Origin of the sequence: Pseudomonas sp. BF-RE-21 (assembly GCF_019947305.1) — a bacterium.
GTDB classification, from domain to species: domain Bacteria; phylum Pseudomonadota; class Gammaproteobacteria; order Pseudomonadales; family Pseudomonadaceae; genus Aquipseudomonas; species Aquipseudomonas migulae.
Genome location: NZ_JAGYGF010000062.1, coordinates 15,905 through 37,304 on the forward strand (window position 1 = coordinate 15,905; position 21,400 = coordinate 37,304).

Below are 21,400 nucleotides of genomic sequence, written 5' to 3' on the forward strand. Positions count from 1 at the left end.
TATTCGGAGCACTACATGAAGATTCTGGTCACCGGCGCAAGCGGCTTCATCGGCGGGCGCTTTGCGCGTTTCGCCCTGGAGCAGGGCCTGGACGTGCGGGTCAACGGTCGCCGGGCCGAAAGCGTCGAACATCTGGTGCGCCGTGGCGCCGAGTTCATTGCGGGCGACTTGAGTGACCCGCAACTGGCGCGCGATCTGTGTTCCGATGTCGAAGCCGTGGTGCATTGCGCCGGTGCTGTCGGCGTGTGGGGACGTTATCAGGACTTTCATCAAGGCAACGTGCAGGTCACCGAAAACGTGGTCGAAGCCTGCTTGAAGCAACGTGTGCGGCGACTGGTGCATTTGTCCTCGCCGTCGATCTACTTCGACGGCCGCGATCACCTCGGATTGACCGAAGAACAGGTGCCCAAGCGCTTCAAGCATCCCTACGCCGCGACCAAATTCCTGGCCGAGCAAAAGGTCTTCGGCGCCCAGGAGTTCGGCCTCGAAACCCTGGCCCTGCGCCCGCGTTTCGTGACCGGTGCCGGTGACATGAGCATCTTCCCGCGACTGCTGAACATGCAACGCAAAGGTCGCCTGGCAATCATCGGAAACGGTTTGAACAAGGTCGATTTCACCAGCGTGCAAAACCTCAACGAAGCGTTGCTCAGCAGCTTGCTGGCCAGCGGTTCGGCGTTGGGCAAGGCCTACAACATCAGCAACGGCACGCCGATTCCGTTGTGGGACGTGGTCAATTACGTCATGCGCAAAATGGACGTCCCACAGGTGACCCGCTACCGTTCCTACGGCTTGGCCTACGCCGTGGCGGCGCTCAACGAGGGCGCGTGCAAGCTGTGGCCGGGGCGCCCCGAGCCGACCCTGTCGCGCCTGGGCATGCAAGTGATGAACAAAAATTTCACCCTGGACATCAGCCGCGCGCGGCATTATCTGGACTACGACCCGAAGGTCAGTCTCTGGACTGCGCTCGATGAATTCTGCGGCTGGTGGAAGGCTCAGGACATTCACTGACAAATCCCGTTACTGAACGCAGAGTGGGGTTCAGGGTCAATCGATGCGGCTGACGGGTTTATACTTCGCCCCATCAAGCCATCACCGCGTTCCACAAAGGTTGACTCAATGTCCATGCGTAACGATGCCAACGACGACTTCGACGATGTACCGAGCCTGCGTGCCGACAGCCTCGACGATGATGATTTTGTGCCCACCGCCCGCACCGCCGTGCATTCGCGCACGCCGCCGGTGGTCAAGGTCAGGGCGGCCAGCACCGGCCCGTTGTGGGCGCTGGTCGGCGCCTTGTTCTTTGCGTTCGCCGGCCTTGCGTGGTGGAGCTTTCAGCAGATCTCGCTGATGGAACAGCAACTGGTGGCGACCCAGGAAAGTTTCGCGCGTATCAGTGAGGATGCAGCGGGGCGCTTGCAGGACATTTCCGGCAAGGTGGTCGCCAGTCAGACCAACGTCACCAGCGACAGCGAAGCGCTGAAACTGCAAATCAGGCAGCTGGAAAGCAAACTCCAGGACCAGAGCAAACAGCAGCAGGGCGTTGCCGGCCAGACGTCGGACCTGGACAAGCGTCTGGCGCAAATGACTGCGCAAACCGCCGATCTGGACAAGCGCCTGGCGCAAGCCACTGCCCAGAACACCGAGCACCAGACCGCCAACACGCAATTGCAGGCCCAGGTCAAAGCCCTGAGCAGCGAACTGGCCGCCCTGAAAAGCGCCCCGGCGGATACTGAAAAATTCGAAGCCCAGCTAAAAAGCCTCGGCGCCGACATCACTGCGCTGAAAAAACAAGGCAACCCGAGCGCCGCCATCGAACGTCTGGAACAAGACCTGATCGTGCTCAAAAGCGAACAGGACAACCGCCCGGCCGCCGCGTCAGGCCCATCCAGTACCGCCGAGTTCGACGCCTTCCGTAGCCAGGTCACCCGCAACATCAACACCCTTCAGGCGCAGATTCAGAATTTGCAGCAGCAGTTACGGGCCAGGCCTTGAGGCTGAAGGCGCGGTAATGCGCTGCAATACCATTTTGCAGACTGCGGTTCGCTGAATATCCATACATGCCCCATTGCCGTCTACGCTCTTCAAACACCGAAGAGAACGAGGGATGCGCAATGGGGTTTTTGCACAGGTTGGCCCTGCTGGGCGGGATGCTGTTGCTGTGCCTGGGGCAGGCGCAAGCCGCCGGCACCGAGAAGGACGACAGCCAGGCCGCCATCGCCTTGCTGGAAAAAGCCCTGGCCTATTACCACGACAATGGCGACAAGGCGTTAGCGGCTTTCAGTCGTCAGGGCGAGTTTGTCGACAAGGACCGCTACGTGTTCGTGCTCGATACCAAAGGCGTGATGCTCGCCAGCGGTGGGCCTTCTTCGGCCTTGATCGGGCGTGATGTATCGGATGTGCTCGGGCCGGATTTGCAGAAGGCTTTCAAGGACGCGTTGAAAGTGCCGGAGGGCAATGGCATTCAGCAAGCGGAGTATCGCTGGCAGAACTGGTCCGACGGCAAGGTCGAACGCAAGCATGTGTTCTACCAACGGGTCGGCCAGCGGATTCTGGCGGTGGGTTACTACTTGCCACGGGCGTCGGCGGAGCAGGCGATGGCGTTGCTGAACAAAGCGGCGACCGATCTGGCCAAGGACGAGAAGGGCACGCTCACGTCGATCAACTCGCTCAAGGGCGGTTATTTGCAGGATGACTTGTATGTGTTCGTCGTCAACCTGGATACCCAGCGTTATGTCGCCCATGGCACCAATCTGCGCTTGATCAACACCGATTTCGGCAAGATCAAGGACCCTGAAGGCAAGCCGGTCGGCGAGCCGATCCTGGCGTTGATGGCCGGGCAGGATTATGGCGAATACGCGTATCGGTGGAAAAATCCGGTGACCGGCAAGGTCGAGGACAAGCATGCGTACCTGAAGAAGGTCGGGCATTTTCTGGTGGCTGTGGGGTATTACAGCCCTTGAATCTCTATCACATGGGATGACGTCTTCGCGGGCAAGCCTCGCTCCTACAGGTTTGCATGGCTCTTGTAGGAGCGAGGCTTGCCCGCGAAGGCCGCGACTCGGTTCAACTACCGAGCCTTGTCTTCCCGCCCACGCAACACCCGGTTCGGCATGGCAATCGCCGCCGCCAACCCAAGCAACGACACCGCCGCACTGACCATCAACAAATGCCGGAAGGTCAGCAGCAGTTCGGCGCGCAAGGCGTTCTGCGCATCCCCCGGCGCGGCGTTCAGGCCATCCAGCAAAACGTTCCCGGAGCTGCCCTCGGCAATCAGCGTCGAGCCGGCCAGATGGGCGAAACTCGAGTCTTGCAGCAATGCCAGCAACAACGCCGACATCAACGCCACGCCCACCGCGCCGCCCAGGGAGCGGAACAGGTTGGTGGTGCTGGTCGCCACGCCGATGTCCCGTTGTTCTACCGAGTTCTGCGTCCCGACCAATGACGTCGGGAACTGCATGCCGGAGGCGATCCCGCTGAGCACCATGAACAGACTGCTGAGTACCACCGCCTGTGGCGGACTGAACGCCATCCCGAGGATCGAGATCGGCATGAGGAGGGCGCCCGCGAGGATCATCGGTTTGTAGCGTCCGGTCACCGAGGTTCGGCGCCCGGCGAAATACGCGCCGATCGGCAAACCCATGGCCAGTGGCAACAGGTGCAGCGCGGCACTGTCGGCCCCGGCGCCGGTCACGCTCTGGAAGCGCAACGGCATCAGCACAATCAACGAAATCGCCTGGAAACTGGTGAAGAAAATCGTGCACCAGCACAGGATCGCGTTGCGGTTGGCGAACAGGTGCATCGGCAGCAACGGCTCCCGTGCGCGGCGCTCATGCCCGACAAACAACGCCAGGACCACCACCGCACAACCCAGCAAACCCAGCACCTCGGCGCTGCGCCAAGAATGCCCCTGGCCGACCTGAGTAATGCCGAGCAACAAGGCGGTCAAACCGATGATCATCAACACGGTGCCGAGGTAGTCGATGATCGGTTTGCGCTGCGGCACCGGGAGCCCGACCAGGGTGTGACGGGCGACCAGCCAGGCGCCAAGGCCCAGCGGCAGGTTGATCAGGAACACCCAGCGCCAGGACAGGTATTCGGTCATGTAACCGCCGAGCACCGGGCCGGCGACGCTGGCCACCGCGTACATGCTGCTGAAATATCCTTGATAACGACCGCGTTCGCGAGGCGGCACGATGTCGCCGATGATCGCCTGGCTGACCGAAATCATCCCGCCGGCGCCAATGCCCTGAAGAATCCGCGCCAGCACCAGTTGCTCCATGCTCTGGGCCATGCCGCAGAAGAACGAAGCAATCGTGAACAGCCCCATGCCGAACAGCATCAACTTGCGCCGACCGTACAGGTCGCCAAGTTTGCCGTAGATCGGCACGGCGACGGTCATCGCCACCATGTAGCCGGAAATCACCCAGGCCAGCAGGCTGACGTCCTTGAACTGCGCGGAGATGGCGGGCATCGATACAGCGACGATCGTCTGATCCAGCGCCCCGAGAAAGATGGCCAGCATCAGGGCGATCAGCACGCTCCGGATGGCCGGTTTGGGCGTTTCAGGCTGGTTGAGATTGGTCACGGGAGAACCTGCGGGCAGTGAGGGTCCCGCAGGAGGCAAGGGCGAGCGGGGATGCTCGCCAGTGTAAGTCGGTAGCAGGCTATTCGATAGCCTCATACGGAAGTCCGACGTAATTTTCTGCAATGGTTTTTCGACCCGCTTCGGAGTCCACGAAGTAATCGAGCTCCGACTCGCTGATGCGCTGGCTGAACGCATCGTGATCGTCAAAGCGGTGCAACATCGAGGTCATCCACCAGGAAAATCGTTCGGCTTTCCAGACCCTGCGCAGGCAGACCTCGGAGTATTTCTCCAGCAAATCGACACGGCCTTCGCGGTAAACCTTCAGCAGGATATTGAACAACGTACTGACGTCGCTGGCCGCCAGGTTCAGGCCTTTGGCGCCGGTCGGCGGGACGATGTGCGCGGCGTCGCCGACCAGAAACATCCGCCCGTATTGCATCGGTTCGACCACGAAACTGCGCAACGGCGCGATGCTTTTTTCGATGGACGGCCCGGTCACCAAAGACTCGGCCAGCGCAGCAGGCAGCCGGGATTTGAGCTCATCCCAGAAACGTTGATCGGACCAATTCTCGACAGCCTCGTCGGCAGGGACCTGAAGGTAATACCGGGTGCGAGTCGCCGAGCGCATGCTGCACAGGGCAAAACCGCGTTCGTGACGGGCGTAGACCAACTCATCGTGAACCGGTGGCGTGTCGGCGAGAATCCCCAGCCAGCCGAACGGATAAACCCGTTCGAACACCTTCAGGTTATCGGCGGGAATCGATTGCCGCGCGACACCATGGAAACCGTCGCAACCGGCGATGTAGTCGCAATCGAGCCGATACGCTTCGCCGTCCTTTTCGAACGTCACGAACGCTTCATCGGTTTTCATGCCGTGAGGCACGACGTTGCCGGCTTCATAGATTGTCTGCGCGCCGGCCTCCCGACGAGCGGCCATAAGGTCGCGAGTGACCTCGGTTTGCCCGTAGATCATCACGGTTTTGCCCCCGGTCAGGGCGTGCAGATCGATGTGCACCTGGCGCCCGTCGAGGGCCAGTTCGAAGCCGCCGTGAACCAGTCCTTCGGCGTCCATGCGCTGGCCAACGCCGGCCTGACGCAGCAGCTCTACCATGCCTTGTTCGAGGACACCGGCACGGATTCGCCCGAGCACATAGTCCGGGGTCTGGCGTTCGAGAATGAGGGTGTCGATACCGGCGTTGTGCAGCAATTGGCCGAGCAGCAAACCGGAGGGGCCGGCGCCAATGATGGCGACTTGGGTTTTCAGTGTTTTCATTGTTTTTATGACTCGCAAGCTCCACACGACCTGCGTCGGTGAATTATTTTTATGGATCGAGTGCTTGCATTTTTCACTTGCGGGTCTGTCAATTGAAGGTGAAAACTGAGCCGATAGCTGTACTTTCTGCCAATCGGTGCGATTATCGCCCGTCACTTCCCGAGGCCTGGATTGAAGTTATGAACAAGCCTGCCCTGCCTTCGATACCGGTGTTCAAGCTCTACGGTGAAAGCCTGGACTGGCCGACCCCGGACTTGCTGCACTGTGAAACCATTTCCAAACGCAGCCGCGAACACCAGTGGGAAATCAAACCCCATCGCCACGCCGATTTATGCCAATTACTCTTCGTGTTCAAAGGTCAGGCAGAGCTTGAAATCGAAGGCAAACGTACGCAATTGGACGAACCGGCGATCCTGGTTCTGCCGCCGTTATCGGTGCACGGTTATCGTTTTTCCGAGGATGTCGAAGGCTTTGTCGTGACCCTCGCCGCGCCGCTGGTCGCCCATCTTCAGGCACAATTGGGCAACTCGGTGAATGCTCTGGCCCAGGCCGAAAGTTATCCGGCCGGCAACGACAGCGAGTACCTCAACAGTCTGTTTTCTGCGCTGCAAACCGAATACACCGGTCATCAACCGGCCCGGGAAATGCTCATGCATTCGCTGGTCAGCGTGATCATGGTGTGGGTCAGCCGGCAGGCGTTGCAGCGTCGCTCGGCCAGTCAGCGTCCGCAACGTGCGCGGGAATACCTCAACGGGTTTATCCAACTGGTGGAAGAGACGTATCGCCAGCACGTCAAGGTCGAAGACCTGGCGCATCGGCTGGGGATCTCGGTGTCGCACCTCAACGGCACGTGCCGTGAATTGGCGGGACAACCGGCGTTGCAGATCATGCACGAGCGGCAATTGCTGGAGGCCAAGCGTTTGCTGACCTACACCAGCATGACCATTTATGAAATGTCCGATGTGTTGGGGTTTTCCGATCCGACCAACTTCACGCGCCTGTTCCGGCGTCGTGTGGGGATCTCACCCAAGGCGTTTCGCGACCGCTTGAAGGCCGATCAGGACAACGAGGCCTGATCCCCTTCATCACCGGAGGGCGTTGAGGGTCGCGTTGTGGGGAATGCAGCGCTCGAAGTTGCAGCTCGCGTACTCACGGGGCAGGTTTCGCAATTGCTCAACGCGCCACGCCGCGGTGCCGTACAGCGCCAGCGTCACCGCGCAGGTGATGAAAATGGCGAGGTATCTTCTTGTTTTCGTGTTCATGGCGTTGACCTCTGAACGAATACCCTTCGGTACTAAGTTCAGCATAGGTCAGCGGCAGTGAGTTGCCAGTCATGCATTACCCCCTGTAGGAGCCAGCTTGCTGGCGATGAACGTAAAAGGCACCGCGTTCATCCGGTAAGCCTGCGTTATCGTTAACGACCATCGCCGGCAAGCCGGCTCCTACAGGGGGGGCGTATTTACAACTCTGCATCCCACTCCGGTTCTTCCGGAAACCGCAGCACCAGAAAATCCAGCACGCTGCGCAATGCCGCCGGCATGTGCTTGCGTGAGGCATACACCGCGTAGATGTTCATCTGGCGCGGTTCGGCCTGGGGCAGCAGGCGGATCAGTTCGCCGCTGTGGATATGCACACCCGCCTGATAACTCGGCAGCATCGCCACCCCGGCGCCAGCGATTGTTGCGCGCAGCAGGGTGCTCGCTTCGTTGGCGCTGATGTTGCCCTGCACCGGCACCGAGACCGGTTCGCCGTCCTGCTCGAAGTGCCACAGGCTTTTGCCGAAGTAGGAGTGGGTCAGGCAGTTGTGCTGGCTCAGGTCTTCCACCCGCATTGGCGTCGGGTGTTCCTGCAGGTAAGCGGGGGCGGCGCAGATCACCGAGCGGCAGACCGTCAGCCGCCGCGCAATGAGGTTCGGGTCCAGGTCATTGCTGGTGCGAATCGCCAGATCGATGCGCTCATCCACCAGGTTCACCGTGCGGTCGAGCATCTGCAGGTCGATGCTGACGCCGGGGTAACGTTTGACGTAGGCGGCCATCGCATCCGCCAATTGCGCCTGGCCGAACGAGGTGCTGACGCTGATGCGCAGAAGGCCGCGCGGCGCATCGTCCGGCTCGCTGACGGCGGCCTGCATGTCCGTGGACAGGTCGAGCATCTGCCGACAGCGCGGCAGGATTTCACTGCCGGCGGCGGTCAGGCTCAATTTGCGTGTGGTGCGATGCATCAGGCGCGCGCCGACCCAGTCTTCCAGTTCCGCCAGATACCGCGAAACCACCGGCCGCGACAGGTCCAGGTGATCGGCGGCGGCCGACTGGCTGCCGAGGTCGACCACCGTGACGAATACGCGCATTGCTTGTAGACGATCCATGATTTGCCCGCTTTCAGAAACAAACTATGTCTAAGCATCGCATTTTTTGTAACGAATAAGGCAACTAAGCTCTGTCCATATTCTGTAGGAGCCGGCTTGCTGCGGGCGGCGTTGATAACGCGTAGTTCCTGGATAAACGCGGCGTCTTCAAATCCATCGCCAGCAAGCCGGCTCCTACACAAAGGGCGTCTATCAAACAACGGAGCAACAGATGATCGGTTTCAACCTCAAGCGTATTTTGCTGGCCACGGCCACCCTCGGTTTCGCGGCCCACGCGGCGGCATCGACGCTGACGCTGGATGTTTACAACCCTGGCGAGAAAGCGATCTTCCCGGTGACGTCGGTGCTGGTCAGCGGCGAGAAAGACGCGATTCTGGTGGACGCGCAATTCGGCAAATCCCAGGCCGAGCAAGTGGTGGAAAAAATCCGCGCCAGCGGCAAGCAACTGACCACCATCTACATCAGCCACGGTGACCCGGATTACTACTTCGGCCTCGACACCCTGACCGCCGCGTTCCCCAACGCCAAGGTGCTCGCTTCGCAACCGACCGTGGACCACATCAAGCAAACCGTCGACGGCAAACTGGCGTTCTGGGGGCCGAAAATGGGTGCCGACGTGCCGGCCAAAACCATCGTGCCGGACGTACTCAAGGGCGACAGCCTGATGCTCGAAGGGCAGAAGTTGCAGGTGGTAGGTCTTGAGGGCAAGCAACCGGATCGCACCTTTGTGTGGATCCCGTCGATCAAGGCAGTGGTCGGTGGCGTGGTCGTCGCAGAAAACATTCACGTGTGGATGGCCGATACCCAAACCGCGCAGTCCCACGCTGACTGGCTGGCTACGCTGCACTCCATCGAAACCCTGAAACCGCACACCCTCGTGCCGGGTCACTACCTTGGCAAAAGTGCCCGCTCCCTGGCTGCCGTGCAGTTCACCGCGGATTACATCAAAGCCTTCGACGAAGAAACCGCCAAGGCCAAAGACGCCGCCGCGCTGATCGCCGCGATGAAAAAACGCTACCCGAAACTGGGCGAAGAAAGCTCGCTGGAGCTGAGCGCCAAAGTCGCCAAGGGCGAGATGAAGTGGTAACCCGATTCACCCACTCACACTGATCCACACTGGAGAACGTCATGAGCAACATCGCAATCATCGGTGCCACCGGCCGTGCCGGCAGCCAACTGTTGGAAGAAGCCCTGCGTCGTGGTCATAGCGTTACGGCCATCGCGCGCGATACCTCGAAAATCGGCCAGCGTGCCGGGGTGGTCAGCAAGAATGTCGACGTGCTGGATGGCGACGCATTACAAGCCGCTGTTGCGGGGCATGATGTGGTCATCAGCGCGGCACATTTCGCCACGATTCCCGCCGCTGCCGTTGTGGCGCCGGTGAAGAAGGCCGGGGTGAAACGTCTGCTGGTGGTGGGCGGTGCCGGTTCGCTGTTGCTGCCGGACGGCACCCGCGTCATCGACAGCGAAGGCTTCCCGGCGGAATACAAGGCAGAGGCCAGCGCCGGTGCGTTGTTTCTCGAAAACCTGCGCAAGGAACAGGAACTGGACTGGACCTTCCTGTCGCCCTCGGCGGAGTTTGTCGAAGGTGAGCGTACGGGTACGTTCCGGGTTGGCAAGGATGATTTGCTGGTGAGCGGGGCGGGGCGCAGCTGGATTACGTTTGCTGATTATGCGATTGCGATGTTGGATGAAGTGGAAGCGCCGAAGCACGCCCGTCAGCGGTTTACTGTCGGGTATTGATGGCGCGGCTTAAACCTTCGCCGGCAAGCCGGCTCCTACAGGGATTTGCCCTTGTAGGAGCCGGCTTGCCGGCGATGCTTTTGGGCCTTCACCGACTCTGCGCCTGCTCCACCAACCACCCCATCAATTCGCGCAACTTCGGCGAAGGTGCAGGTTTCTCCGGGAATACCAGGTAATACGCCAACCCGGTTTTCACCTTCAATTCAAACGGCATGACCAGCCGCCCGGCACTCAGGTCATCGCCAATCAACGACCAATCGCCAATCGCCACACCTGTCCCCTGAGACGCCATCGACATCGCCAGGTCCAGGGTTTCGAAATGCTGACCCTTGCTGACATTGCTCAGTTGAAGATCCGCCGCTTTCAGCCAGGCATTCCAGTCTCGCTCATCCCGCGTCGGGTGCAGCAGCAAGTGCTGTTGCAAATCCGCCGGTGACTGCAAGGCCTGTGGCCCTTCCAGCATCGGTCGCGAACACACCGGCGTCAGTTGCTCATCGAATAGCAGATAAGACGTCAGCGCGTTGTCCGGCGGCGCGCCATACATCACCGCCGCGTCGAATTGCTCGCGATGAAAATCCACGCCGTGCTTGACCGTGGTGGTCAGCTCCACCGGCACATCCGGACGCTCCCGCTGCCACTGCAACAGGCGCGGCAACAACCAGCGCATCACACAGGTAGGCGCCTTGAGTTGCAGGGTTTCGCGCTTCTCGCCGATCTGCTCCACCGCCTCGTCGATCAAGCCGAAAATCTGCTGCACCCGTGGCAGCCACTCCCGTCCTTCAGCCGTCAAATCCAGGCCGCGGGCCTGGCGAATGAACAGCTCATAACCCAAATGTTCTTCCAGCCCGGCGATCTGTCGACTCACCGCGCCCTGGGTGATGAACAGCTGTTCGGCGGCACGGGTGAAGTTGCAGCACTGCGCGGTAATCAGAAAAGTGTGCAGCGCCGGCAGGGGAGGCAATCGTTTCATTGGGATCCAAGGTATGACGTGAGGACATGGCTAGTATGACTTTTTATCCATTGTTGCGGCTACGTGTCGCCCGTTCCAATGAGGCCATCCCTGGACCTGCCCGCTCATCATAAACACTGCGCAGGCCCGGCGTCTCAAACGAACAAAAAGGGCAAAAGACATGGCGACGTGCGGCGAAGTATTGGTCAAGTTACTCGAAGATTACGGGGTTGAGCAGGTATTCGGCATCCCTGGGGTTCACACCGTGGAGCTGTATCGCGGGCTGGCCCGTTCGAGCATCAACCACGTCACTCCGCGTCACGAACAGGGCGCCGGTTTCATGGCCGACGGTTATGCACGCACCAGCGGCAAACCGGGTGTGTGCTTCATCATCACCGGCCCGGGCATGACCAACATCACCACCGCCATGGGCCAGGCCTACGCCGATTCGATCCCGATGCTGGTGATCTCCAGCGTGCAGACCCGCAGCCAGTTGGGCGGTGGTCGCGGCAAGCTCCACGAGCTGCCGAACCAGAGCGCATTGGTCGGCGGCGTGGCGGCGTTCTCCCACACCCTGATGTCGGCGTCCGAATTGCCGGGCGTGTTGGCCCGCGCTTTCGCGCTGTTCCAGGCCGGTCGTCCGCGTCCTGTTCACATCGAAATCCCACTGGACGTTCTGGTTGAAGAAGCCGACGACCTGCTCAGCAGCCTGCCGGTCAATATCGACCGCGCCGGTGCTTCGCCAAGCGCGATCAGCCGCATGACCGAACTGCTCGCCGGCGCCAAGCGTCCGTTGATTCTCGCTGGTGGCGGTGCCATCGATGCCGCTGCGGAATTGACTGAACTGGCTGAATTGTTGGACGCGCCAGTGGCGCTGACCATCAACGCCAAAGGCATGCTCGAATCCAGCCATCCGTTGTTGATCGGTTCGACCCAGAGCCTGGTCGCGACTCGCGCCCTGGTTGCCGAGGCCGATGTGGTTCTGGCCATCGGCACCGAGCTGGCCGAGACCGACTACGACGTCACTTTCGCCGGTGGTTTCGAAATTCCCGGCAAGCTGCTGCGCGTTGATATCGACCCGGACCAGACCGTGCGCAACTACCCGCCGCACATCGCACTGGTGGCCGATTCGCGCAACGCTGCCCAAGCCTTGCTGAGCGCGCTGTCCCACAAATCGCTGGCCGAGCGCCGCAACGATTGGGGCCAGGTCCGCGCCGCACGTCTGCGCGAAGACCTCGCCGCCACCTGGGACGCGCCGACACTGGCCCAGACCCGTTTCCTCGAAACCGTCCTGCACGAATTGCCGAACGCGGTGTTCGTCGGTGACTCGACCCAACCGGTGTACACCGGCAACCTGACCTTCAACCCGGAGCGCCCGCGCCGCTGGTTCAACTCGTCCACCGGCTACGGCACCCTCGGTTACGCCTTGCCGGCAGCGATTGGCGCCTGGCTCGGCGGTAGCGTTGAAAACGGCGCACGTCCTCCGGTGGTGTGCCTGATCGGCGACGGCGGCCTGCAATTCACCCTGCCGGAACTGGCCAGCGCAGTTGAAGCGCGTACTCCGGTGATCGTCCTGCTGTGGAACAACCAGGGCTACGAAGAGATCAAGAAATACATGGTCAACCGCGCCATCGAGCCGGTCGGCGTAGACATCTACACCCCGGACTTCATCGGTGTCGCCAAGGCATTGGGCTGTGCGGCTGAAGCGGTCAACGGTGTTGAACAACTGCGCAGCGCCTTGCGTGTAGCCACCGATCGCCAAGGCCCGACCCTGATTGAAATCGATCAGACTCTGTGGATGCAGGCGGTGTCGAAATGAATTTCCCCACCACTCTTGATGGCCTGTTCATCGACGGTAAATGGTCGGCAGGCAGCGAACACCTGCGCGTGATCAACCCGGCCACCGAAGCGTTGCTGACCACCGTGAATGGCGGCGATGCACACGCCGTCGATCAAGCCGCGAACGCAGCCACCGAAGCCTTCAAGGCCTGGTCGCAAACCACCGGCGCCGAGCGCGGTGCCATCCTGCGCAAAATCGCTGCGGGCGTGCAGGCCGGTCGCGACAAGTTGATGCACTTGCAGTCGAGCAACAACGGCAAACCGTTGTTCGAAGCGGCCATCGATGTCGATGACGTGATCGCTACGTTCGAGTACTACGCAGGCCTGGCCGAAGGCCTCGACGCCAAACAGGACAGCAACGTCGAGCTGCCCACCGACGACTTCAGCGCCCGTGTGCGCCGTGAGCCGTGTGGTGTGGTCGGCCTGATCGTGCCGTGGAATTTCCCGATGGTCACCACCGCCTGGAAACTCGCCCCGGCCCTGGCCGCCGGTTGCTGCGTGGTGCTCAAGCCTTCCGAAGTGACGCCGCTGCCGGAGCTGGAACTGGCGGCGATCATCGCCGAGGCCGGTTTGCCGAAGGGCGTGTTCAACGTGGTCTGCGGCACCGGTCTGGCGGTCGGCGCGCCGATGTCGGCGGACCCGCGCATCGCCAAGATTTCCTTCACCGGCAGCAACGCGGTCGGCGTGCAGGTGATGCAGCGCGCGGCAGAAACCGTGAAGGGCGTGAGCCTGGAACTGGGCGGCAAATCCTCGCTGCTGGTGCTGGCCGATGCCGACATTGAACTGGCCGTGGAAGTGGCCTGTGGCGGTGGTTTCTTCAACGCCGGGCAGATGTGTTCCGCCACCAGCCGCGTGCTGGTCGCCGATGAGCTGGCCGACGAATTCCTCCTGCGCCTGAAGGCGCGTACTGAAGCCATCCGCGTGGCCGACCCGTTCGACCCGAACGTGGAAATGGGCGCACTGGTCAATCAGGCGCAATACCAACGCGTGCTCGGCCACATCGATCGCGGTTTGAGTGCTGGCGCCAAGCTGATCTGCGGCGGCAATCGCCCCGCAGACTTGCCGCGCGGTTATTTTTTGCAGCCGACGATTTTCACCGAAGTGCCCCTCGACAGTGCGCTGTGGTGTGAAGAGATTTTCGGCCCGGTGATCTGCGTGCGCAGTTTCGCCACCGAAGCCGAGGCGATTGCCCTGGCCAACGACAGCCAGTTCGGCCTGGTGGCCAGCGTGGTGACGCGCAACGCCGAGGCGGCGGATCGGGTTGCCAACGCCTTGCAGGCGGGGCTTGTGTGGATCAACGCGCCGCAAGTGATCTTCCCGCAGACCGCCTGGGGCGGCTACAAGCAGAGCAGCATCGGCCGCGAATTGGGGCCATGGGGCTTGCAGGCTTTCCAGGAAATCAAACACGTGATTCGCGCCGTCTGACGCGTATCTCTGTAGGAGCGAGACCGGCTTGCCGGCGATGGACGTCAACGATAACGCGGGGAGTCAGAAAACCCGCGTCGTTCATGCACTTTTCGCGAGCAGGCTCGCTCCTACATGAGGCATGCGCTGGCGTCATGGCTTCAATGAATTTTTATCGATAGTCAGGTGTTTTACACGACCTCAGGATGAACTCACTGGTTCAGCCAAGCCCCCGAAAATACGGGGGATAACACTGATCCGGCCGCGCGGATGCAACAGTTTCGACCTGCCTTATACCTACAAAAACAAAGGGAGTCCGTAATGGGCGAGCATGATCTGAACAGACGTCAATTCATCAAAACCGTAGGCGTGGCCTCGGTTGCCGCGGCAGCCATGAGCTTGCCCTTCGTCAAGGCCAATGCCAGCGACACGCGCTTCCAGGGCAAGACCCTGCGCCTGCTGACCTGGTCCGATGACACAGGCCTGGCCGCACTGCGCAACATCGCCGCAACGTTCGAAGACAAGTACGGCTGCAAGGTCATCGCTGACCGCACCGGCAGTACTTCGGAAATGGTCGCCAAACTCAAGGCCGGCGGTGATCGTCCGCAATACGACATCATCACCCTGGCTGGCGTTGGCGCCGAAGGTCTGGCCGCTGCCAACCTGCTGGAAAAACCCGACCTCAACCGCATCCCCAACCTGGTGGATGTCCCGGAGAAATACCGTACCGGCGCCAATGGCCACGGGATCGGTTACCTGCTCTGGTGCAACAGCCTGGTCTACAGCACCCGTACCATCAAGGAAGCACCGGACAGTTATGCCGCCCTGTGGGACGCGGAGCTGTCGCCGAACATCTTCCTGCCGCCGCCGAACTGGACCGAAGCGATGGACCTGATCATCATCGCCGCCAAACTGGCCGGTGGTGATGAACACAACATCGAACCCGGCTTCAAGAAACTCGCCGAGCTGAAGGATCGTGTGGTGACCTTGGGTGAAAACCCGAACCAGATCGCCGAGCTGTTCCGCACCGGTTCCCTGGACATGGGTGGCTTGTACGCACCGGCCTTCTTCCCGAAACAGATCCGCGATCCGGCCTACGGCCTGGGCGCCACGTTCGGCATGAAAGAAGGTTTCTACACCGACCTGATGCTGTCGGTGATGCCGAAAAACCGTCCGGGCGATACCGACCTGACCTACGCGTTCATCAACCACTCTCTGGACCCGCTGGTGCAGGGCAAGATGGCTGAGGACATTTACAACGGCCCGGTCAACGCCAAGGCGATCATCTCCGCCGAAGCGCGCAAGAGCCCGTACATCCTCACGCCGGAGCAGATTGCCGAGAAGGCGATCATGCACGACAACGCCTTCCTGGCCTCCGTGCATGACCAATGGATTCGTCGCTACACGGAAATCTTTTCTTCCTGATCGAGTGGCGAACACAGGTTCTTCAATCACTGAAGATCCCCTGTGGGAGCGAGCCTGCTCGCGATAGCTGACTGACATTCACCGTTAATGTCGACTGATACACCGCTATCGCGAGCAGGCTCACTCCTACAAGGGGCCGGGGTGGCCTGAGGTTTTGTGTTTGCCAGCTGCTTTCCATTGACGAGACCCTTGCTATGGAACACCAACCTCTGACTCATCCGGTCGATGCAGCTCCTGTGCGCGCCAATCGGGGTGTTTCGCCGACGACCCGCGCCTGGTTTTTTCTGACGCCGTCGATGCTGTTTCTCGGCGTGCTGATTGCCGCCAGCCTGCTGGTGCTGCGCATGAGCGTCGGCACCAAAGGCGCGGAATGGACCGGGTTCAGCCTGGCCAGCTACGCCCAATTGCTGGAACCGTATTACCTCAAATCCTTGCTGCTGACCCTGCGCCTGGCGCTGATCAGCGCAGTGATCGCCGTGGTGCTGGCGATCCCGGTGGCCTACACCATGTCGCGCCTGACGTCGCCGTTTGTGCGCAGGATCTTCCTCGCTGCGGTGCTGCTGCCATTGCTGGTCAACCTGCTGCTGCAAAGCTACGGCTGGCTGGTGATTCTCGGCCCGGGCGGCATGCTCAATCAGGCACTGATGGGCCTGGGCCTGATCAAGCGCCCGATCATGCTGCTGTACAACCAGAACGGCGTGCTGATGGGCCTGGTGCAAACCGCGTTCCCGTTGGCCGTGCTGCCGATTGCCAGCGCTATGCGCGGCGTCGCCCGCACTTACGAAGAGGCCGCCGCCACGCTGGGCGCCAGTCGCTTTCAGGTGTTCCGCCAGGTGGTTCTGCCGATGAGTTTTCCGGGGATCATCACCGGCGCGACACTGGTTTTCGCTTACAACGCCAGCAGCTTTGTGGTGCCGTTGCTGCTGGGTGGCCGACGTGTGCCGATGCTGGCGGTGATGGTCCATGACCAGATCGCCCCGCTGATGAACTGGCCCGCCGCGTCCGCCGCCGGTGTGGTGCTGATTGTCACCACGCTCGCGATCATGACTTTGTCCGAATACATCACTGGCCGTCGTCGGCGCATGCTGGAGGCTTCGCAATGAGCTCTGTGATCAAGAAGCGTTATTCGCTGCTGCCAGGCGAAACCGGCAAGTTTGCCGGCATCCTCTCGGGGTTCATTTTGCTGCTGGCGGTGTTGCCGATCCTGACCATGATCGTCATGTCGTTCAGCGGTGCGTCGAACCTCGACTTCCCGCCGAGCAGCTACAGCCTGCAATGGTACAAGGCCGCCTGGCACACCTTCGTGTCGCCGGACGCGAGTGATGTGCTGAGCCTCGGCAAAGCCATGACCACCAGCCTGATGGTGTCGTGCCTGACCATGGTCTTCGCCACGATCATCGCGGTGCCGGCGGCTTATGCGCTGACCCGTTGCGAGTTCCGCGGCAAAGCGGTGGCGCTGCAACTGATGTCGCTGCCGCTGGTGTTTCCGATGGTGGTATTGGGCCTGGCATTGCTGCTGGTGTTCGACAGCCTGCCGTTCCAGATGACCACCTCGCGGCTGGTGATCGCTCACGTGATCCTGGCGCTGCCGTTCGTGGTGAAAAACTGCACGGCGGCAATGCTCTCCATCGGCAGCGAAGTCGAAGAGGCCGCGCAAATGCTCGGTGCTTCGCCAACGCGGGCGATCATCGATGTGGTGGTGCCGCTGATGAAGTCGGGGATTCTGGCGGGGATGCTGCTGGCGTTCATCGTCTCGTTCAACGAATTCACCGTGACCTATTTCCTTTACACCATCGACGTGATGACCGTGCCGATCTGGATGTACAGCCGCACCGTGTCGTCGCTCGACCCTACCGTATTTTCGTTTGCCGTGCTGATCGTGCTGATCGACTTCGTCCTGATCTGGGCGTTGGAGAAGCTGGTCGGTGAAGGTGGCGTTTCGTTCTGATTCTTGAGGTGATTCATATGTCTGGTCTGATTCTGGAAAACGTCGAGAAACATTACGGCTCGGCCTGCGCGGTAAAGGATGTGAACCTGCATTTGCCGGAAGGCAAACTGGTGTGTTTCCTCGGCCCTTCGGGCTGCGGTAAAACCACCTTGCTGCGGATGATCGCCGGCCTCGAAACCCTGACCGGCGGCGAGATTCGCCTGGACGGTGAAGACATCGGCCAAACCCCGGCGCATCTGCGTAATTTCGGCATGGTGTTTCAATCGTTGGCGCTGTTTCCGCACATGACCGTTGGGGAAAACATCGCCTATCCGTTGAAACTGCGCGGGGTCAGCAAGGCTGATCAGCACAAGCGCGTAGTGGAGTTGCTGGAACTGATTCAGTTGCAGGAAATGATTGACCGCCCGGTGGCGAAGCTGTCTGGCGGTCAACGTCAGCGTGTGGCGATTGCCCGGGCGATTGCCAACCACCCGAAAATCCTCCTGCTGGACGAACCGCTGTCGGCGCTGGACGCCAAGCTGCGCGAGTCGATGCAGGTGGAAATCCGTCAACTGCAACAACGCCTGAACATCACCACCATCATGGTCACCCACGACCAGCGTGAGGCGATGACCATGGCCGATATCGTCGTGGTACTGGGTGAGCATCGCGTGCAGCAGGTCGGCACGCCGATCGAGATCTATCGTCATCCGGCCAACGAGTTTGTCGCGGACTTCATCGGTTCGGGCAACATCTTCCCGGCGACCGCGCTGGGTAACGGTCAGGTCAGCCTGCCGGGGGGCGATGCACTGCAAGTGCCGATCTGCACGAGCATTGCGGCGGGAGAGAGGGTCAAGATGCTGATCCGCCCTGAGGACCTGCAACTGTCGCATCCGCAGGCGACGGCGGGGAATCGCTTGTTGGGCACCGTGACGTTCGTGCGTGACATCGGCGCGACGATCGAGACGACCGTGGAGTGTTCCGGGGTGTCGTTTACCGCGTTGAGCACGCCGTGCCAGGGGTTTGGGTTGAGCATTGGCAACCCGGTGTCGGTGACGTTGCCGGCCGAGGCTTGCCGAGTACTCGGCGCGTAAAAAGCGCACCCCCTGTAGGAGCGAGCGGGCGGCGATCCGACTTGCCCGCGAAGAACGATAACGCGGTCATTCAGATATGACCGCGGTGACCCCTTCGCGGGCAAGTCGGATCGCCGCCCGCTCGCTCCTACAGGTGTGCGGTTGAATTCGGCTAAACCGTCAACCGCAACCGCGCCAGATCCCGCAGCGGCGGCGCCCCGAACAACCGGCTGTACTCACGGCTGAACTGCGACGGGCTTTCATACCCGACGCGATACCCCGCCGCCGATGCTTCCAGCCCTTCGGCCAGCATCAACCGCCGCGCTTCCTGCAAGCGCAGTTGCTTCTGATACTGCAACGGACTCATCGCCGTCATCGCCTTGAACCGGTGATGCAAGGTCGACACGCTCAGGTTCACTTCCTTGGCCAGATCATCAATGCGCAGCGGTTGCTCATAGTTGCCGTTGAGCCACTTGATCGCCTGGCTGATGCGGTGGCTCTGGCTGTTGGCAATCGCGATCTCATACAAGCGATGGCCCTGCTGACTGCGCAACAACCGATAGAGAATCTCCCGGCGAATCAACGGTGCGAGCATGGCGATGTCTTTCGGTGTGTCCAGCAATCGCGCCAGGCGCAACACGGCATCGAGCATCGCGGTGTCGATCCGTTCGACATACAAACCGCGACCGGTCGGGCGAGTCGGCACGCCCAAAGGACCGGCGTCGGCTATCAGCGCGGAGATTTCCGCCGGATCAATGTCCAGCCGCACCGAGAGAATCGGTTCTTCAGAGGTGACGTTCACTATCCGCCCGCTCAGGGGCATGGAGACCGACACCACCAGGTAATTCAGCGGGTCGTAATTGAAGTATTCGTCGGCCAGTCTGACCTCTTTGCGCCCCTGCGCCATGATGCACAACGCCGGTTGCGCCAGCACCGGGGCGAATTCATGGGACTGGCTGTGTTTGCCCATGAACAACGAGGCGACGGCAGTGGCATAAGTGCCATCCTCCATCGTGTTGCGACGGATGATGGCGGCCAGTTCCGCGCGCTGTTTCTCCATGTCGGCGTCCAGCGGGGCTTGAAAGTGATCGAGCGACGACATGCAGGGCATCCTCGGCGAAGCAATGGGAATGAGCTGAGCTTAAATTTGTGCAAGGCACAGCGGTAGACACATCCTGCGAAAAGCTTGCCTGATTCTGCACGGGGTTGAAGAGGCGTGCTGCCAAGGCAGTCTATGGCAGAGAAAACTTGCTCGAACCTCGTGTTTCAGGCCTGTGACACTATTCACACATTGTTACAGGTACGGAATGCAGCCTCGCAGGATTGTGCAACAAGCCGGCAGGAATCGACTAACGGGGCGGCGTGCAGGGGCTTAATCTTGGATCCTGTCGCAGCCCGTCCCACGGCTGCCACTCGAGTACCTGGGAGGGTTGAACATGTCTAAGCAGATCCCCGTCAGTCATATGGCCTTCGTCCGGGCCCGCGCCGGGTGTTCGGCGGAACTCGGTGCGCGCCTCAGCGCCTTGATCGAGCCGTCGCGCACCGCGCCTGGCTGCCTGAGTTTTTCCCTGCAGCATTCGCAGTGCGATCCGGAATTGTGGCTGGTGTCCGGTTTCTGGACCCATCAGCAAGCCATGACGGCCTATTTCAGCACGCCGGCCATGGATATTTTTGCTGAGCTGGTGCAAGAGCTGGTGGTCAACAGCCTGGATTTCCATACCTTCAAGGACGTGTCGGCGGCCCAGGCGCAGTGGCAGTCCCGGTCGCGGGTACACAAACTGGCGGGTTGAGGGTTTAATGACGCCATTCTCAATCAGCCAGGATCCGCGACATGGCACGCAAAGCCTTTGAAACCTTCGAAGCCGTATCCGCCGTAGTGCCCCGCGAGGGCGGTTACTATGCGGCGATTGCCACCAAAGCCATCGGTGGCTCGGGCGCACCGCGCTTCAACAAATTGCTGGAAGACCAGACGTTCAAGACCGCCAAAGAAGCGGACGAAGCTGCCGCCCTGCAACTGACGCACCTCAAGGGCGTCGGCGAAGACGGCGAGCTGATCTGGTAATTACCTGACCGCTCCCGGACGGAACATCTTGAACAAGGCCTCTGGGCCCAGTTGAAAGTAATCCGCTGGTCCGCCACCGCGCAGAATCGGTTCTGCCGCGGCGGTGTCGTACACCCCGTCCTTCAACAGCCATTTGGCGATGTGCACGGCGACCACTTCGCCGAGAATCAGCCAGCTCGGCACCACGTTGCCGTCGGCGCGCTGCAACTGGATGATCTGCGTGACCTTGCACTCGAAGGACACCGGGCTTTCGGCGACCCGTGGCACCTGAATGATTTTCGACGCGACGGGCGTCAGCCCGGACAACTCGAACTCGTTGACCTCTGGCCCGACCATCGCACAGCTCTGGTTCATCTGTTCGGCCAGCGGCCGGGTTGCCAGGTTCCAGGCGAACTCGCCGGTCTGCTCGATGTTGTTCAGGCTGTCTTTGCGTCCGACGCTGGAAAATCCAATGATCGGTGGAATGTAGTTGAACGCGTTGAAGAAACTGTAGGGCGCCAGGTTCAGGCGGCCGTCGGCATCCTGCGAAGAAATCCAGCCGATGGGGCGCGGGCCGACGATGGCATTGAACGGGTCATGCGGCAGACCGTGGCCGTTGGCGGGTTCGTAGTAGTGGATGTCGTCGGGCATGAAGGGATTCCTGTTGGTGTGGCGTTCATAGTGCAAGGATGCCCCCATAATTTCCAGCGCACGCAATCCCTTGTAGGAGCCGGCTTGCTGGCGATGGTGTGTCAGTCAACATCACTGTGTCTGAC

At 60.9% G+C, this 21,400-nt stretch carries 21 protein-coding genes; 14 read left to right on the forward strand and 7 right to left on the reverse strand.

Annotated elements, in window-relative coordinates:
* Positions 1-15: 15 nt before the first annotated feature.
* From KGB25_RS26605 to KGB25_RS26615, 3 genes are all read left to right on the forward strand, one after another.
* Complete coding sequence (locus KGB25_RS26605; RefSeq protein WP_008034350.1) at positions 16-1,008, forward strand: NAD-dependent epimerase/dehydratase family protein; 993 nt, start codon at positions 16-18, stop codon at positions 1,006-1,008.
* A 108-nt stretch (positions 1,009-1,116) separates the two neighbouring features.
* Positions 1,117-1,992 carry an ATPase gene (locus tag KGB25_RS26610; protein WP_008042021.1) on the forward strand — a complete coding sequence of 292 codons (876 nt, stop codon included), beginning with the start codon at positions 1,117-1,119 and terminating at the stop codon, positions 1,990-1,992.
* Positions 1,993-2,111: 119 nt separating this feature from the next.
* Positions 2,112-2,960 (forward strand): cache domain-containing protein, encoded by an 849-nt coding sequence (locus KGB25_RS26615; RefSeq protein WP_223437359.1) that lies wholly within the window; start codon positions 2,112-2,114, stop codon positions 2,958-2,960.
* A gap of 107 nt (positions 2,961-3,067) precedes the next feature.
* Here the strand turns inward: KGB25_RS26615 and KGB25_RS26620 are convergent, their stop codons facing one another.
* Both KGB25_RS26620 and pobA read right to left on the reverse strand, forming a co-directional pair.
* Positions 3,068-4,585, reverse strand: a complete 1,518-nt coding sequence (locus KGB25_RS26620; RefSeq protein ID WP_008042013.1) for an MDR family MFS transporter — start codon at positions 4,583-4,585, stop codon at positions 3,068-3,070.
* A 79-nt stretch (positions 4,586-4,664) separates the two neighbouring features.
* A complete protein-coding gene (gene pobA, locus KGB25_RS26625; protein WP_223437367.1) occupies positions 4,665-5,849 on the reverse strand; it encodes a 4-hydroxybenzoate 3-monooxygenase in 1,185 nt (394 codons plus the stop codon).
* A 188-nt stretch (positions 5,850-6,037) separates the two neighbouring features.
* On the opposite strand from pobA, the gene KGB25_RS26630 reads away from it, so the two are divergent.
* Positions 6,038-6,934, forward strand: coding sequence for a helix-turn-helix domain-containing protein (locus tag KGB25_RS26630; protein WP_008034335.1), 897 nt, complete (start codon positions 6,038-6,040; stop codon positions 6,932-6,934).
* A 9-nt stretch (positions 6,935-6,943) separates the two neighbouring features.
* On the opposite strand, the gene KGB25_RS26635 is transcribed toward KGB25_RS26630, so the two are convergent.
* Together KGB25_RS26635 and KGB25_RS26640 are read right to left on the reverse strand one after the other, a co-directional pair.
* Positions 6,944-7,120 carry a hypothetical protein gene (locus KGB25_RS26635; protein ID WP_008034333.1) on the reverse strand — a complete coding sequence of 59 codons (177 nt, stop codon included), beginning with the start codon at positions 7,118-7,120 and terminating at the stop codon, positions 6,944-6,946.
* Positions 7,121-7,317: 197 nt separating this feature from the next.
* On the reverse strand, positions 7,318-8,223 hold the full coding sequence (locus KGB25_RS26640) for a LysR family transcriptional regulator (RefSeq protein ID WP_202949144.1): 906 nt from the start codon (positions 8,221-8,223) through the stop codon (positions 7,318-7,320).
* 211 nt (positions 8,224-8,434) lie between these two features.
* On the opposite strand from KGB25_RS26640, the gene KGB25_RS26645 reads away from it, so the two are divergent.
* Both KGB25_RS26645 and KGB25_RS26650 read left to right on the forward strand, forming a co-directional pair.
* A complete protein-coding gene (locus KGB25_RS26645; protein WP_008034330.1) occupies positions 8,435-9,310 on the forward strand; it encodes an MBL fold metallo-hydrolase in 876 nt (291 codons plus the stop codon).
* A 41-nt stretch (positions 9,311-9,351) separates the two neighbouring features.
* Complete coding sequence (locus KGB25_RS26650; protein WP_223437360.1) at positions 9,352-9,966, forward strand: NAD(P)-dependent oxidoreductase; 615 nt, start codon at positions 9,352-9,354, stop codon at positions 9,964-9,966.
* 88 nt (positions 9,967-10,054) lie between these two features.
* Here KGB25_RS26650 and KGB25_RS26655 read toward each other — a convergent pair whose 3' ends face one another.
* Complete coding sequence (locus tag KGB25_RS26655; protein ID WP_008034326.1) at positions 10,055-10,936, reverse strand: LysR substrate-binding domain-containing protein; 882 nt, start codon at positions 10,934-10,936, stop codon at positions 10,055-10,057.
* A 160-nt stretch (positions 10,937-11,096) separates the two neighbouring features.
* Here KGB25_RS26655 and KGB25_RS26660 point away from each other — a divergent pair, with 160 nt between their 5' ends.
* The 6 genes from KGB25_RS26660 to KGB25_RS26685 all read left to right on the forward strand — a co-directional run bounded on the left by KGB25_RS26660 (position 11,097) and on the right by KGB25_RS26685 (position 18,604).
* On the forward strand, positions 11,097-12,734 hold the full coding sequence (locus KGB25_RS26660; protein ID WP_223437362.1) for a 5-guanidino-2-oxopentanoate decarboxylase: 1,638 nt from the start codon (positions 11,097-11,099) through the stop codon (positions 12,732-12,734).
* The gene (locus KGB25_RS26665; protein WP_223437364.1) at positions 12,731-14,179 is read left to right on the forward strand and encodes an aldehyde dehydrogenase family protein; all 1,449 of its coding nucleotides are present in this window, start codon (positions 12,731-12,733) and stop codon (positions 14,177-14,179) included. The genes KGB25_RS26660 and KGB25_RS26665 overlap by 4 nt, the downstream gene beginning before the upstream one ends.
* A 300-nt stretch (positions 14,180-14,479) precedes the next feature.
* Positions 14,480-15,583, forward strand: coding sequence for an extracellular solute-binding protein (locus tag KGB25_RS26670; RefSeq protein WP_008034320.1), 1,104 nt, complete (start codon positions 14,480-14,482; stop codon positions 15,581-15,583).
* 194 nt (positions 15,584-15,777) lie between these two features.
* Positions 15,778-16,686 (forward strand): ABC transporter permease, encoded by a 909-nt coding sequence (locus tag KGB25_RS26675; RefSeq protein WP_008034316.1) that lies wholly within the window; start codon positions 15,778-15,780, stop codon positions 16,684-16,686.
* The gene (locus tag KGB25_RS26680) at positions 16,683-17,531 is read left to right on the forward strand and encodes an ABC transporter permease (protein ID WP_008034315.1); all 849 of its coding nucleotides are present in this window, start codon (positions 16,683-16,685) and stop codon (positions 17,529-17,531) included. Before KGB25_RS26675 ends, KGB25_RS26680 begins: the two co-directional genes overlap by 4 nt.
* A gap of 17 nt (positions 17,532-17,548) precedes the next feature.
* On the forward strand, positions 17,549-18,604 hold the full coding sequence (locus KGB25_RS26685) for an ABC transporter ATP-binding protein (RefSeq protein WP_192228606.1): 1,056 nt from the start codon (positions 17,549-17,551) through the stop codon (positions 18,602-18,604).
* A gap of 151 nt (positions 18,605-18,755) precedes the next feature.
* Here KGB25_RS26685 and KGB25_RS26690 read toward each other — a convergent pair whose 3' ends face one another.
* A complete protein-coding gene (locus tag KGB25_RS26690; protein WP_223437366.1) occupies positions 18,756-19,685 on the reverse strand; it encodes an AraC family transcriptional regulator in 930 nt (309 codons plus the stop codon).
* A 334-nt stretch (positions 19,686-20,019) separates the two neighbouring features.
* On the opposite strand from KGB25_RS26690, the gene KGB25_RS26695 reads away from it, so the two are divergent.
* Positions 20,020-20,373 carry a putative quinol monooxygenase gene (locus KGB25_RS26695; protein ID WP_008034309.1) on the forward strand — a complete coding sequence of 118 codons (354 nt, stop codon included), beginning with the start codon at positions 20,020-20,022 and terminating at the stop codon, positions 20,371-20,373.
* Between the two features lie 41 nt (positions 20,374-20,414).
* Positions 20,415-20,645 carry a hypothetical protein gene (locus KGB25_RS26700; RefSeq protein ID WP_008034307.1) on the forward strand — a complete coding sequence of 77 codons (231 nt, stop codon included), beginning with the start codon at positions 20,415-20,417 and terminating at the stop codon, positions 20,643-20,645.
* On the opposite strand, the gene KGB25_RS26705 is transcribed toward KGB25_RS26700, so the two are convergent.
* Entirely contained in the window at positions 20,646-21,275 is a 630-nt protein-coding gene (locus tag KGB25_RS26705; RefSeq protein ID WP_008041982.1) for a flavin reductase family protein, read from the reverse strand.
* Positions 21,276-21,400: the final 125 nt, after the last annotated feature.

What these genes read in the sequence shown, in the direction of transcription:
- KGB25_RS26605 (WP_008034350.1), top strand. Translation starts at nt 16, where the DNA reads ATGAAGATTCTGGTCACCGGCGCAAGCGGCTTCATCGGCGGGCGCTTT.
- KGB25_RS26660 (WP_223437362.1), top strand. Translation starts at nt 11,097, where the DNA reads ATGGCGACGTGCGGCGAAGTATTGGTCAAGTTACTCGAAGATTACGGG.
- KGB25_RS26655 (WP_008034326.1), bottom strand. Translation starts at nt 10,936, where the DNA reads ATGAAACGATTGCCTCCCCTGCCGGCGCTGCACACTTTTCTGATTACC.
- KGB25_RS26675 (WP_008034316.1), top strand. Translation starts at nt 15,778, where the DNA reads ATGGAACACCAACCTCTGACTCATCCGGTCGATGCAGCTCCTGTGCGC.
- KGB25_RS26700 (WP_008034307.1), top strand. Translation starts at nt 20,415, where the DNA reads ATGGCACGCAAAGCCTTTGAAACCTTCGAAGCCGTATCCGCCGTAGTG.
- KGB25_RS26705 (WP_008041982.1), bottom strand. Translation starts at nt 21,275, where the DNA reads ATGCCCGACGACATCCACTACTACGAACCCGCCAACGGCCACGGTCTG.
- KGB25_RS26690 (WP_223437366.1), bottom strand. Translation starts at nt 19,685, where the DNA reads ATGTCGTCGCTCGATCACTTTCAAGCCCCGCTGGACGCCGACATGGAG.
- KGB25_RS26670 (WP_008034320.1), top strand. Translation starts at nt 14,480, where the DNA reads ATGGGCGAGCATGATCTGAACAGACGTCAATTCATCAAAACCGTAGGC.
- KGB25_RS26630 (WP_008034335.1), top strand. Translation starts at nt 6,038, where the DNA reads ATGAACAAGCCTGCCCTGCCTTCGATACCGGTGTTCAAGCTCTACGGT.
- KGB25_RS26610 (WP_008042021.1), top strand. Translation starts at nt 1,117, where the DNA reads ATGTCCATGCGTAACGATGCCAACGACGACTTCGACGATGTACCGAGC.
- KGB25_RS26645 (WP_008034330.1), top strand. Translation starts at nt 8,435, where the DNA reads ATGATCGGTTTCAACCTCAAGCGTATTTTGCTGGCCACGGCCACCCTC.
- KGB25_RS26680 (WP_008034315.1), top strand. Translation starts at nt 16,683, where the DNA reads ATGAGCTCTGTGATCAAGAAGCGTTATTCGCTGCTGCCAGGCGAAACC.
- KGB25_RS26685 (WP_192228606.1), top strand. Translation starts at nt 17,549, where the DNA reads ATGTCTGGTCTGATTCTGGAAAACGTCGAGAAACATTACGGCTCGGCC.
- KGB25_RS26665 (WP_223437364.1), top strand. Translation starts at nt 12,731, where the DNA reads ATGAATTTCCCCACCACTCTTGATGGCCTGTTCATCGACGGTAAATGG.
- KGB25_RS26695 (WP_008034309.1), top strand. Translation starts at nt 20,020, where the DNA reads ATGTCTAAGCAGATCCCCGTCAGTCATATGGCCTTCGTCCGGGCCCGC.
- KGB25_RS26640 (WP_202949144.1), bottom strand. Translation starts at nt 8,223, where the DNA reads ATGGATCGTCTACAAGCAATGCGCGTATTCGTCACGGTGGTCGACCTC.
- KGB25_RS26615 (WP_223437359.1), top strand. Translation starts at nt 2,112, where the DNA reads ATGGGGTTTTTGCACAGGTTGGCCCTGCTGGGCGGGATGCTGTTGCTG.
- KGB25_RS26635 (WP_008034333.1), bottom strand. Translation starts at nt 7,120, where the DNA reads ATGAACACGAAAACAAGAAGATACCTCGCCATTTTCATCACCTGCGCG.
- KGB25_RS26650 (WP_223437360.1), top strand. Translation starts at nt 9,352, where the DNA reads ATGAGCAACATCGCAATCATCGGTGCCACCGGCCGTGCCGGCAGCCAA.